Genomic DNA, 13,067 nt, shown 5'->3' with positions numbered 1-13,067 from the left:
TGCTTCGTCCTATGAACCTTCGCCCGTTGCCTTGTCTAATGCTTTCCCGCGATCATGCGATTCTGCTGCGGCGCGGCTGCGCGGTCCGTTGAAATATTCCTGGATCCACGGATGATCGGTTTCGAGCAGTTCGGGGATCGAGCCGATCGCGATGACCTTCTTGTCGGCCAGCACCGCCACCCGGTCGCAAATCGCATAGAGCGTGTCGAGATCGTGGGTGATCAGGAACACGGTGAGGCCAAGCGTATCGGTAAGTTCGCGCAGCAGCTCGTCGAATTTTGCCGCACCCACGGGATCGAGGCCCGCAGTCGGCTCGTCCAAGAACAGCAATTCGGGATCGAGCGCGAGAGCACGGGCAAGGCCTGCGCGCTTTTTCATCCCGCCCGAGAGCTCGCTGGGAAATTTTGCCGCAGCATTTTCCGGCAGGCCTGTAAGCACCACCTTGTAACGGGCGATTTCGTTGAGTAATTCCTGGTCCAGCTCGGGATAAAATTGCTTGAGCGGCACTTGCACATTTTCCGCCACCGTCAGCGTCGAAAACAGCGCCCCGCCCTGAAACAAAACGCCCCAGCGCGAGCGGACGCCGATTTCCTCGTCCGGTTCGGCCTCTGTGATGTTTTTCCCGAAAACCTCGACATCGCCCTCTGCCGGGCGCTGAAGGCCGATGATGGAGCGCATCAGGACAGATTTCCCCGTGCCCGATCCACCGACAACGCCGAGGATTTCGCCCCTGCGAACGTCGAGATCGAGGTCTTCGTGCACCACAAAGTCGCCAAAGGCATTGGTCAGGGAGTGGATGCGGATCGGGTATTCGCTATCCTCGATTTCGGGGATATCCTCTGCGGTCTCTGCCACGTGATCATGGGTTTCCTGATCGCTCATCCGAGGCCAATCTCCGTGAAAAACACGGCAAAGAACGCATCAAGCACGATCACCATGAAGATCGCCTGCACGACGGCCATGGTGGTGCGCAGACCGACCTCTTCGGCGTTTCCTTTGACCTGCATGCCCTGATAACAGCCTGACAAAGCGATGATGAGGCCGAACACCGGCGCCTTGATCATGCCAACCCAGAAATCGTGGATCGGCACCACTTCCTGTACGCGGGCGATGAACGTCCAGAACGGAATGCCGAGCATCAGATCGCCGATCATCGCGCCGCCGATAATCGCCATGATCGACGCATAAAAGCCCAGCAGCGGCATCATCAGCACTGCTGCAAGGATACGAGGCAGCACTAGCGCTTCGGTCGGCGAGACGCCGATCGTGCGCATCGCATCGACTTCCTCGGTCAGTTGCATGGTGCCGATCTGCGCGGCAAAGGCAGAGCCTGACCGGCCCGCCACCATGATCGCCGTCATCAGCACGCCCAGTTCGCGCAGAGTGATTCGGCCGACCAGATTGACGGTGAAGGCCTCTGCCCCGAACTGCTGCAATTGCACCGCACCCTGCTGCGCAATCACGATGCCGATCAGGAAACTCATCAGCCCGACGATGGGCAAAGCCGAAACGCCGACCAGCTCCATCTGCCGCACAAGCGCGCGTATGCGCAGGCGACGCGGGTGTGCAATTGTCCCACCCAATGCCGCAACAATGGCGCCAAGGAAGCTGACATTGTGTTTCAGGCCGTTGCCGAAATCGACGACCTTTTCACCCACATCGGCGGCGAAATTCTTGAGCGACGTGTCACGCTCCGGCGTGATGTCGCCTTCAAACGCGCATTCTTCCACTGCATCGATCAGCACCAGCGCAGCCTCGCTCGCGCCGTTGATCTCCGCGCCTTTTTCCTCGGCAAAACGGTGGACGATCCATGCACCGACCGTGTCGATCCGCTCCACGGCGGAAATATCGACCGTCTGCACCGAATCGTCGAAGTCGCGCAGCGCCGGATCGAGCCGCCCGATGCCCGATACCGTAAGCGGACCGGTGATCGACACTGTCACCCGGCCACCCCGCTCTTCAACACTGAAATCGGCCCATTCGCGCATATTCGCCACGCTATGCGGGCAAACGGAAGCGCCCGCAACACTTTAGGATGACACTTTACCATGTTGCCCTCGGTGAAAGAGGGTGGCAGTGGCCAATCATTATGACCCGTGAACTCGACAAGACATTCGATCCCGCCGCGATTGAGGCGAAATGGTATTCCCATTGGGAGGAAACCGGCGCGTTCCGGCCCGAGCGCCCCGATGCCGAAGCCTTCACGCTGGTCAACCCGCCGCCCAACGTCACCGGCTCGCTCCACATCGGCCACGCGCTCGACAATACGCTGCAGGACATTGTCGTTCGATACGAGCGCCTGCGCGGCAAGGATGCGCTGTGGGTGGTCGGCATGGATCACGCCGGGATCGCCACGCAGATGGTGGTCGAGCGCCAGCTGGAGGAACGGCAGGACAAGCGGACCAATTACAGCCGAGAAGATTTCATCGACAAGGTCTGGCAATGGAAAGCCGAAAGCGGCGGCCAGATCACCAAACAGCTGCGCCGCCTCGGCTGCTCGATGGACTGGAGCCGCGAGCAGTTCACGATGGACGACCATTTCACCAAGGCCGTGCTCAAGGTCTTCGTGGACCTGCACGAAAAGGGCCTGATCTACCGCGACAAGCGGCTGGTAAACTGGGACCCCAAGCTGAAGACCGCCATCTCCGATCTCGAAGTCGAGACCGAGAATGTCGCGGGCCATTTCTGGACTTTTATCTATCCGCTGGCCGATGGATCGGGCGACATCCGCGTCTCGACCACGCGGCCAGAAACCATGCTCGCCGATATGGCCGTGGCGGTACATCCGGACGATGATCGCTATAAGGACCTGCTCGCACGCGGAGCGAAGGTGAAGCTGCCGATCACCGGCCGCGAGATTCCCATTGTGGCGGACGAACACGCCGATCCGGAGCTCGGCTCAGGCGCAGTGAAGATCACGCCGGGGCATGACTTCAACGATTTCGACGTGGGCAAGCGCGCCGGCATCGCGCCAGCCGACATGCTCAACATGCTCGATGCAGAGGCGCGTGTCTGCCAGACGGCGGACGAGCTGGTGCCCGAAGAGCTGATCGGCATGGACCGGTTCGACGCGCGCAAGCACGTGGTCGAAATGATGAAGGAACAGGGCCACCTCGTCCCGCACATCACCAAGACCAAGAAAGGCGAGGAGCAGGAGCTCGACGCAGAGCCGCGCACCATCCCCACCCCGTTCGGCGACCGTGGCGGCGTGCCGATCGAACCGTGGCTGACAGACCAGTGGTATGTCGATGCCGAAAAGCTGGCGGTGAAGCCGATCGAGGCGGTGAAGTCTGGCGAAGTCGAGATCGTCCCCAAGACTTGGGAAAAGACCTTCTTCAACTGGATGGAGAACATCCAGCCGTGGTGCGTCAGCCGCCAATTGTGGTGGGGTCACCGGATTCCGGCCTGGTATGACGCGGACGGAAACGCCTATGTCGCGATGACCGAGGATGAAGCGCAGGCGCAGGCCGGTGAAGGCGTTGCCCTGACGCGCGACGAGGACGTTCTCGACACTTGGTTCTCCTCCGCGCTCTGGCCTTTCGCCACGCTCGGCTGGCCGGACCGGACCGACCTGCTCGAAAAGCATTATCCCAACAGCCTGCTGATCAGCGGCTTCGACATCCTGTTCTTCTGGGATGCGCGCATGCTGATGTCGGGCTATTTCAACATGGGCGAGCGCCCGTGGGAAAGGCTCTATCTCCACGGCCTCGTGCGCGCGGCGGATGGCTCCAAGATGAGCAAGTCCAAAGGCAATGTCGTCGATCCGCTCGGCCTCATCGACCAGTACGGCGCGGACGCGCTGCGCTTTTTCATGGCGGCGATGGAAAGCCAGGGCCGCGACATCAAGATGGATGAGCGCCGGGTCGAGGGCTATCGTAACTTCGCCACCAAGCTGTGGAATGCGACGCGGTTCTGCCAGTCGAACGGCATCGGCGCGTCCTCCACGATCAAGGCTCCGGCAGCACGCCTCGCGGCGAACCAATGGATCATCGGCGAAGTGCAACAGACGGTCGAAGCGCTCGATGCCGCCATGGCCGACCTGCGCTTCGATGCCGCCGCCAACACGATCTACCAATTCACGTGGAGCCGTTTCTGTGACTGGTATCTCGAATTGATCAAGCCGGTGTTGCAAGGCGATGCGGACAGCCCCGCCGCCTTGGAAACCCGCGAAGTCGCCGGATGGGCGCTCGACCAGATTTTGGTCATGCTGCACCCCTTCATGCCCTTCGTGACCGAAGAGTTGTGGCATGCCCAAGGTGAGCGCAGCTACGATTTGATCCTCGCCAAATGGCCCAACCCGCGCGCAGAGGTCTCGAAGGAAGCGACCGACGCCATCGACTGGACCATCGCCCTCACCACCGCCACGCGCGGCGCGCGCAACGAACTCGGCATTTCACCGGGCGAGAAGCTGGCGGCCTTTGTTGCGAATCCTTCGGATGTCGCGCAACGCGTGCTCGACCGCAGCTCTGCCGCCATCGAGCGCCTCGCGCGCCTGACGCCCGTCACTGTGGGCGAGGCACCCGCAGGGGCGGCGATGCAGGTAACGGCTGGCGACGACGTCTTGGTCATCCCGCTCGAAGGCGTAATCGATATCGACGCCGAACGCGCGCGACTGGAAAAGGCCTTGGCCGCCTCGCAGAAGGAAGCAAAGAGCCTCGAAGGCCGCCTCGGCAATGCGAACTTCGTCGAACGTGCGAAGCCCGAAGCGGTCGAAAAGGCGCGCGAGGATCTGGCGCATCACACGGCGGAGATCGCGCGGCTTGAAGGCGCGCTGGCGCGGTTGGGATAAGGTCGTGGCGGCGCGCACTTTGCTCCGCCTGCTGAGCAGCGCCTTGCCCACCGCGAAAGCCGACCGGATCATCACATGTCGCGTGGATGCGGGGAAGCCCTTCGCATCGACACGCGGCCGCAACTTCCAGGTCCGTATCGCTGCCTGGCAAGAGGAGGACGGCACGCGTCACGCCGATCCGATTGTGTTGAAGCGGGATGTATTCCTGCCGCCCTCAGTAAGCCTATGGGCACAGGCGATGCCCGCAAAGTCGCTGTGCCGGGTCGCCATCGGGCCAATTGAAAAGCGCCCCTATTTTTACCCCACCGCACCGCTGTTGGCCTTTCTTGGCCGGGGCGAAGACGCCGGATTTGCCGAGGCAAGCGCGCCTCTGGTCTCGCCATTCACCTTCGGCGATCCGCAAGTTGGCACTTTCCAATCTCGAACCGGCTTTCCGAGAGATTTTCAGGGCGAAATGGATTGGCACGGAACAACGATCAATGTGTCGATCCAGCGAGGCGCGGATTTTTCGGAAGCGACGCTTCAGCGGCAGGCCACCCAGCTGTGCGACATGCGATCGCGTGCTGCTGAAATCCTCGGCCGGGCACGATTGAAGGCCGCCGAAGAGCTATATCCCGTCTGGCACGACAACGGATGGTATGGCGATGGGCGCGTACTCGACCTCGACGATTGGAAAGCGCGGCTATCCTTATGTGCCATCGACCTCGACCCCGAAGGCAGCTTCGATCTCGTGTTCGAGGATGGCGACCTGTTCGCGGGGCATGCGATCGTCCTCCATGCCGACGAGAGCGGCCAGTTCGAGAATGCATCACTGTTTGGTTGATCGGCGCGTTTCCCGGCGAAAGCTGATCTTTCCTACAGCGCGGCGACATGGCATGGCGCTCGGAGTGATTGTCGTCGCCCGCCTCGCCTCTGATTTTCCATCGAGCCAATCGATCAATGATGCGCGCTGTGATCGAATGGATTTTTGCTTCAGGACACTGTCACACCTGTCACACCCTTTAGGACTTGGCCCATGCTGACGCTCGCCACGGACGACTCCGGCGGGCCGGAGATCTTCGCCTCGCTTCAGGGCGAAGGGCCGAGTGTGGGCAAGCCGGTAGCCTTCATCCGCCTGTCGCGCTGTAACCTTGCCTGCGTGTGGTGCGACACGGCCTACACATGGCATTTCGACGGCGACAATCGCCCGCACCGCTCTGGAGAGACCTTTGACCGGGCAGCCAATCAGGTGAAGCTGTCGGCTCAAGAGGCCGCTGAGCGGGTGGTGGCTATGGGTCAGGATCGCCTCGTGATTACTGGTGGTGAGCCGCTGATGCAGGCAGGCAAGCTCGCCGAGATGCTCGAGCACCTTCCCGACATCACGGTTGAGATCGAGACCAATGGCACAGTGATGCCGCCCGCGCGGCTAGATGTGCGGGTCGATCAGTACAATGTCAGCCTCAAGCTGGCGCATAGCGGCAATCCGGCGGACCTCGCGCTAAGACCCGACATGCTCGATCACTGGGCGAGCGAGCCCCGCGCCTTCCTCAAATTCGTCATCGCCGAACCGTGCGATATGGATGAAGTGCTGGCGCTGGCAGAGCGCCATGGCTTCGACCGCAGCCGCGTCTATCTGATGCCCGAAGGAACCGACAGCGAAACGCTAAGAGCGCGCGAGAAATGGCTTGCGCCCCTCGCCTTGAAGTATGGCTTTAGAATGACCGACCGGCTGCATATCCACCTGTATGGCGATACGCGGGGGACGTGATTGGCTTTCCGAAGCCGCATCCGCGGCTTCGTCCTCGCTAGACGCGCAGGCAAGCTGCGCTCGCTGCGGGCGGCCGTTCGGCCTTGCGGGCTGGTCGCCCGTGCTCCGCGACGCTGATCGGCTGAAGCGCAAGGATCGCTGGCCGCAGGTCAGCGACAGCGAGCAACCGCGAAGCCCGCAGGTGCCGCGCAGGCGGACGAAGCCCGCCGGAGCGAATAGCGCCGAGGACGAACCTGCGGATGCAGGTTCACGAGACAAACAATCAAGGCAGCTTTAGCTGCCTTGAGATCTCCAGCGCTGGACGGTGCGGTAGACCTTGTCTTCCTCGCCGCCGGACTGGTTCCATAGGTCGACGAAGCTCGGGTCTTCGGATGCCGGGCGCTTGCTCTCTTCGAGATTGTCGAAGCTCACGCGGATCGGGATCGAGACACCCTCGCCGCAGATGATGCATTCGCGGTTGCGCAAAGCGGGGATCGAGTCGAGGAAGCCGCGCGCGCCTTCGGGCATGGCCGCGCGGACGAAGTCCTGGTCGCGGTCGTTGTTGAGGCGCATCGAGATGATCGTACCGCATTGCGAGAGCACGCCTTCGGCCAGGTCGGACGGGCGCTGCGTGATGAGGCCGAGGCTGATGCCGTACTTACGGCCCTCCTTGGCGATGCGGCTGAGGATCGTGCCGACAGAGTTGCCATCGGCGTTGCGCTCGTTGGGGACGTATCGGTGCGCCTCTTCGCAGACCAGAAGGATTGGCGACGTGCTTTCGCTGCGGCTCCAGATGGCGAAGTCGAAGGTGAGGCGGCTGAGCACGGCAACCACCGTGCTGGTGATGTCTGACGGGACACCCGACACATCGATGATGGAGATCGGCTTGCCTTCGGACGGCATGCGGAAGATCTTGCCGATGAAGTCCGCCATGGTGTCGCCCACCAGCATGCCGGAGAACATGAACTGGTAGCGCGGGTCGGCCTTCAGTTCGTCAATCTTGGTTTTGATGCGCATGTAAGGCGCGGTGTTGGTGGCCTTGTCGAGCTTGCCCATCTCGTCCTGGATCATGCCGGTCAGGTCGCTGAGAAGGTAGGGGATGGGCGAATCCACGGTGATCTTGCCCATGCTTTCCGCGAGGCGATTCTTGGAGCGTGCGGCGAGCAGGCACTTGGCGAGAATATCGCGATCGTTCTGCAGATCGTTGCCACTGGATTTGAGCAGCACTTCGCAGTGCTCTTCAAAATTCATCAGCCAATACGGCATTTGCAGGTTCGAGACGTCGAAGATCATACCGGTGTTGCGGAATGCGGCGGAATATTCACCGTGCGGGTCGATCATCAGGATGTGGCCCTGCGGCGCGGCCTGACAGATCCGGTGCAGGATAAGCGCCGCGCTCGTCGATTTCCCGGTACCGGTCGAGCCAAGCAGCGCAAAGTGCTTGCCCAGCATCGCATCGATATACATGCCGGCGCGGATGTCGCTGGTAGGATAGACGGTGCCGATCTGGATCGCGCTGCGACCGTCGGAAGCGTAAATCTGGCGGAGATCCTCGCTTGTGGCGGGGAAAATCATCGCGCCCGGAATCGGATAGCGCGTCACACCGCGGCGGAAGCTGTGGATTTTGCCGGTCAGCTTTTCTTCCATCCCTTCGCCGAGAAAGTCGATATTGGCGACGATGGAATTGCCGTCCCCGCGGCGATCCTGCCGCTGGTTTCTAACGCTCGCGAGAAGCCAGCCATCGTTTGTCTTGATCTTAATCTGCGAGCCGACCTGGCCAGCCAGCGCAATCGAGGGGTCCGCATCGGCCATACATTCATTGAGGCGTTGCAGGTCGAGCGCGATGGCAGAGCCTGAGCCGGCGATTTCAAGCACCACGCCGATCGGCTGGCGCGCACATTCAACGCTCTGCGCCTCACGCGCATCCTCCTGCTGGCCGGAGCCTTCGGGCAAGGAATTGCCACCATCTACCGGAGTTGCATTGGCAAATTGATCGGACTGCATGTCGTTCATCTGGCGGCTCACAAATGGGTTCAACTGCAGCCGCCCTAAACCGGGCAAGGTTAAAATCGCGTCAATTACGCCGCGTGGCTCCGTCTATGTTACCGGTATCAGACAAGAGCGAACAGACGCCCCGCCGCCCAGCCCATAAATACGGACAGGCCAACCGCGATCAGCCCGTAGAGCAACGCATTATTGTTGGCCTCTTCTTCCACCCGGCGCTCGAACCCCTCCTTGAACACCTGCACTTCGGATGTGGCAGAGGTGATCACGCGGCCATCGGCAATGGCAAAGGTCTCTGCCACGTACCGCCCGGCAATCACATTTGATGGAATGGGCAAGCGCGCGCGGTAGAGCACGCCTTCAGACACCACCACGCCGCTTTCATATTCGGCATACAATCCTTGTCGCTGGCGCAAATCGACGAGCCCAGCGGAGAAGCGCGCCTGCTCATCGGGATCGATCGAACCCGATGGCGAAAGCTGCAAATAATCGAGGCCGAGCTCGAAAATCAGCGCGGTGCGTTCATCGACGATGTTGGCAATCGGACGCGAACTCGCCAGCGCGTAATATGAAGGAACGGAGCGGAAATCGCTGCTTTCGGCATTCACCCAGATCAGGCCCAGCCACCGCTCCTTTTCGCGCAGGCGGATTTGCTCGCTTGGACCCTTGAGGACGACCACGACATCGTACTGCCCGTCAGCGCGGTCCCCCCTTGGGTCGAGGATAGCGCCGAACAGCAGCAGGTCTGCGCCGGTAAAGCCCTGGCGCAGGACAATCTCATGCTCGGAGATATCGGGCACCAGGATGGGATCGCGGCTTTGCGCGGCGGCGGGTGCGGCCAGCATGAGTGCCAGCAGGAAGGCGAACAGTGCGCGCATCACAGCGGGACCACCGTGTAAACTTCATCCGGACGCACGCCGAGACCCCAGAGCATTCGCAGCGCTATCGCCACAACGATGGATGCAAGAATCAGGCGGAGGAATTCCGGCTTCACCAATTGCGCGATCTTGCTGCCGAACTGGGCACCGATGACCGATCCTAAAAGCAACAGGCCCGCGAGCACGATGTCGACTGCGCGCGTCGTGAAGGCGTGCACCATCGTCACCAGCATGGTGATGAAGAGGATGTTGAACAGGCTCGTACCCACGACGACCTTTGCGCTCATGCCGAGGATATAGAGCATGGCCGGAACCATGATGAAGCCGCCACCCACGCCCATCAGCATCGTTAGCGTGCCGACGATAATGCCGAGCAAAAGCGGCGCTATCGGCGAGATATAAAGCCCCGAACGGTAAAAGCGCCAGCGATAGGGCATAGCCGCGATCCACGGGTGGTGGCGACGCTTTGCCGCGCGCGGCTTTCCGCTTCCGACGCTGACATAGCCGAGCGATTGCAGCGCTTCTCGCAGCATCAGACTACCGATCGTGCCGAGCAACAGGACATAGAGAATGTTGATGACCGTATCGATCTGGCCAATCGCGCGCAGCAGATTGAAAAGGCCTGCGCCGAGCAAGGCGCCGAGCATGCCTCCTGCCACGATCACGCCGCCAAGGTGATAGTCGACGCCCTTGTTCCGACCATGGGCGATCACGCCCGATACGCTGGCCCCTGTCACCTGCGTGGCGGCAGAGGCAGCGGCGACAGTCGGCTGAATGCCGAAGAAGATAAGGAGCGGCGTCGTCAGGAAGCCTCCGCCCACGCCGAACAGGCCTGAGAGAATGCCCGTCAGTGCGCCGAGCAGGATGATCCACAGCCCGTTGACCGACAGATTGGCAATTGGGAGGTAGACATCCATCCCCCGCGCCTAACCCAAGGCGGCGCAGGAATGAAGACGAATGAGCGCTGCCAGTTAAAAACCGGCGGACAGTGTGAGCGCAGGGCCACTGGAAGGCTCTGCATCGCCCGCCACTCTCAGCCGGTAATCGGCTGACACCCGGCCACGCGCTTCACCGAGGCGGAAGCTGACAGAAGCGCTCGGACCGATATCCAGGCGGCCTGAACCTTCCTGTGCCCCGCCCCACGCGCCGCCGCCTGCTTCAAGGCGGAAATCATCCGTGCCAACCACGCGGCGCGTGATGCGCGCTTGCCCATCGACGAAGCCGGTCGCGAAGTCGCCTGTTACATAGCCACCCTGGACATAGGCTTCACCGGTCAGCCCGGCAGGAAGGCTTACGGGCGGAAATTCGCTGACAGCATAAGCCGCGCCGCGCAATTCAGTGCCGCGGTCGGTCTCGCTTACCCGCGCTTCTGCTGCCAGACGGACGGGGATCGCAGGAATGGGCCGCGCCGATGCGCCGAAGGCGACTTCGCGCTCCCGCTGACCTTCAAGCGCATGGACACCGCGAAGGTGAAGCTGCGGATTGTGGCCGCTGGAAGGGGCAAGGTGATAGCGGATTACGGCCCCTGCCTGGCTACGGCCATAGCTCGGACGGCCCGAAAGGATCGGCGTAGTCGTGTCATCACGCCAAAGCGCCCAGGCATCGAGCGACCAGCGCGGCAAGTCAGCGCCGCCGCGCATCGTGGCGCTCGACGCGGGAGCGTCGGCTGATCGCGCATTGCGGAGCGCCAAGGTGCTTTCGGCATAAAGTCCTCCGGCAGGCTCGGGAGCGACCGCGCTGCTGCGATAGCCGGCTTGCAGCAGAAGCGCGTGACCGATCAGGCGGCCGGCACCGGCGAATCCGCGCATGGCTCCGGTTGAACTGGAAACAGGCTGGATCGCCTGCGGTTGCATATCTTGCGGTGGCAGAACGCGCTCCGGTACCGGTTGCGGTGTCCATTGCGGCGGCGCATGCAGTATCCGGTCAGGCGCTCGATCAGGCTCAGTGGTCTCCGCTGCGGGCGAAGCTGGCTCTTCGGTGATCGGAGCTGAAATACCGAGCGGCGAATCGAGCGGCAGCACGGACAGCGAGGCAGGCTCGAATGGCGGTGCCCACGTAATCACGCGCACGCTCGACCAGATGACGAGCATTCCCACCAGTGCGAAGATCGCCTTGCCGCGCGGGCTGGTTACGGGAGGAGAGCGATCGCTCACAGTGCTTGCTCCATGATCTCATCGCTCCGGTTCACCTGCGCCGGATGGTGCGTGTGCGTGGTCGCTTCCCATTGCGGCGGCTGCCCGCGCAAAGTCCGCGAATAAGCCACCAATGCGCGGCGCCCGGCCATGATCGCGATGATATTCGATACCGGAATGCGCAGGACGGCGCGCAGGCCTTCGACGGGGCCATATTCGCGCGCGGTGAAAGCGAAACGCATGACGATCCGCCAGGCGAAGGCGAGCATATTCGCGAGCAGCAGGCCATACAGCAGCGGTGTCAATTCCCAAGGCCGGTCAAACCCGACGAGATCGAGCAAAGCGAGTCCCCCGCTCAGCAAAAGCAGGGAATAGCCCGCGAACAGCACGATGGCCGAAAATGGCCCACGCCGATCGCGCAGTCGCATCCAGTTTTCAGCGAGCGAATGCTCCCAACCGAGCCTGTCCCAACCCTGGAAGGCAATGCCATGAATCCAGCGTGCCTTTTGCCGCACGGCGCGGGCGATGGACGATGGGAAATAGCTGCGCGTGGCGATCAACTGGCCGTCTTCGCCGCGCACCCGCATGAAGCGTGAGCGACCGCCGAACTCGGCGATCCGCAAGCCCATTTCATAATCTTCGGTCAGTGACTGGTCGGAGAACGGCGATTTGCCGTCATGATCCTGCGCCATCAGATCGAGTATGCTGCGCGAAAAAGCGCAACCGACGCCCGCCGCGGGCAGTCCAGTGCCCAGCGCATCGCGTACGATCATCGCCTTGCCATGGGCCTCGGCAAATTCCTCGCAATAATGGCTGCCAATCCAGCGTGAGGAGGGATGCGGTATCGGCAGAACGGGCAATTGCACGAAATCTGCCGTTTCCAGCGTGCGGTCGATCAGGGCCAGCGCTGCGGGGTCCACCAGATCTTCCGCATCATGCAGCAGCACGCTGTTGACCGGCTGGTTGCGGCGGTTTTCGTCCTGCTGCATCGCCCGGTAAAGGCGATTGAGGCAGTCCGCTTTCGTCGATGGGCCATCCTTGTCATGCACCACCAGCCGGACGCGGCTGTCGCGCGATGCCGCCTCCATCGCGGCCTGCAGTGTTTCAGGATCGTTGCGATAGCAACCGACGTAGAAAACCAGATCGCGCTGCTTCCATGCGCTCAGCGTATGGCCGAGCATGTGCCCGATGACCGAGGCTTCTTCCCACGCGGGGATAAAGACGGCGATACGCCCGCTCAGTTCGCGGTGACGCAGATCGGCGCGCGAGACCTTATGCGTGCGAATCTTGCCCCGCAGGCGCAGCCAAGCCCACGCGAAATCCATGCCGATTTCATCGAGCGCACCGAGCAGGAAGAAGACCCCTGCAAACAGCAGCAATTCATATTCGGCCAGCGCCAGCCATTCCAACGCAGACCATTGCCCCAGGTCCATACATTCCCCCTAGGAATCCTGTCCGCGAAGGGTCTACATTTTACAACCGAGTTTGCAAATGCTTAGCGCTGCAAAGCCAAGGTTTTTGTTGCGGACGGGTTCTCG

At 61.8% G+C, this 13,067-nt stretch carries 10 protein-coding genes; 3 read left to right on the top strand and 7 right to left on the bottom strand.

Going from position 1 to position 13,067, the window contains the following annotated elements; all coding sequences use genetic code 11:
• Nucleotides 1–9: 9 nt before the first annotated feature.
• Together O2N64_RS07745 and O2N64_RS07740 are read right to left on the bottom strand one after the other, a co-directional pair.
• Nucleotides 10–882 (bottom strand): ABC transporter ATP-binding protein, encoded by an 873-nt coding sequence (locus tag O2N64_RS07745; protein WP_271077040.1) that lies wholly within the window; start codon nt 880–882, stop codon nt 10–12.
• Entirely contained in the window at nt 879–1,988 is a 1,110-nt protein-coding gene (locus tag O2N64_RS07740) for an ABC transporter permease (RefSeq protein ID WP_271079621.1), read from the bottom strand. The genes O2N64_RS07745 and O2N64_RS07740 overlap by 4 nt, the downstream gene beginning before the upstream one ends.
• A gap of 101 nt (nt 1,989–2,089) precedes the next feature.
• On the opposite strand from O2N64_RS07740, the gene O2N64_RS07735 reads away from it, so the two are divergent.
• From O2N64_RS07735 to O2N64_RS07725, 3 genes are all read left to right on the top strand, one after another.
• A complete protein-coding gene (locus tag O2N64_RS07735) occupies nt 2,090–4,789 on the top strand; it encodes a valine--tRNA ligase (protein WP_271077039.1) in 2,700 nt (899 codons plus the stop codon).
• A 4-nt stretch (nt 4,790–4,793) separates the two neighbouring features.
• Complete coding sequence (locus O2N64_RS07730) at nt 4,794–5,612, top strand: DUF2262 domain-containing protein (protein ID WP_271077038.1); 819 nt, start codon at nt 4,794–4,796, stop codon at nt 5,610–5,612.
• 192 nt (nt 5,613–5,804) lie between these two features.
• Nucleotides 5,805–6,536 (top strand): 7-carboxy-7-deazaguanine synthase QueE, encoded by a 732-nt coding sequence (locus O2N64_RS07725; RefSeq protein WP_271077037.1) that lies wholly within the window; start codon nt 5,805–5,807, stop codon nt 6,534–6,536.
• 273 nt (nt 6,537–6,809) lie between these two features.
• Here the strand turns inward: O2N64_RS07725 and O2N64_RS07720 are convergent, their stop codons facing one another.
• From O2N64_RS07720 to O2N64_RS07700, 5 genes are all read right to left on the bottom strand, one after another.
• The gene (locus O2N64_RS07720; RefSeq protein WP_271079620.1) at nt 6,810–8,528 is read right to left on the bottom strand and encodes an ATP-binding protein; all 1,719 of its coding nucleotides are present in this window, start codon (nt 8,526–8,528) and stop codon (nt 6,810–6,812) included.
• A gap of 98 nt (nt 8,529–8,626) precedes the next feature.
• Nucleotides 8,627–9,397, bottom strand: a complete 771-nt coding sequence (locus O2N64_RS07715; protein WP_271077036.1) for a TIGR02186 family protein — start codon at nt 9,395–9,397, stop codon at nt 8,627–8,629.
• Entirely contained in the window at nt 9,397–10,314 is a 918-nt protein-coding gene (locus tag O2N64_RS07710; protein ID WP_271077035.1) for a sulfite exporter TauE/SafE family protein, read from the bottom strand. Before O2N64_RS07710 ends, O2N64_RS07715 begins: the two co-directional genes overlap by 1 nt.
• 54 nt (nt 10,315–10,368) lie before the next feature.
• Nucleotides 10,369–11,550 (bottom strand): hypothetical protein, encoded by a 1,182-nt coding sequence (locus O2N64_RS07705; RefSeq protein ID WP_271077034.1) that lies wholly within the window; start codon nt 11,548–11,550, stop codon nt 10,369–10,371.
• Nucleotides 11,547–12,962, bottom strand: a complete 1,416-nt coding sequence (locus tag O2N64_RS07700; protein ID WP_271077033.1) for a glycosyl transferase family protein — start codon at nt 12,960–12,962, stop codon at nt 11,547–11,549. Before O2N64_RS07700 ends, O2N64_RS07705 begins: the two co-directional genes overlap by 4 nt.
• Nucleotides 12,963–13,067: the final 105 nt, after the last annotated feature.

The organism is Aurantiacibacter sp. MUD61, assembly GCF_027912455.1.
Classification (GTDB): domain Bacteria; phylum Pseudomonadota; class Alphaproteobacteria; order Sphingomonadales; family Sphingomonadaceae; genus Alteraurantiacibacter.
Note: the sequence above shows the minus strand (reverse complement) of the source record. Positions and strands in the feature narration are given on the sequence as shown.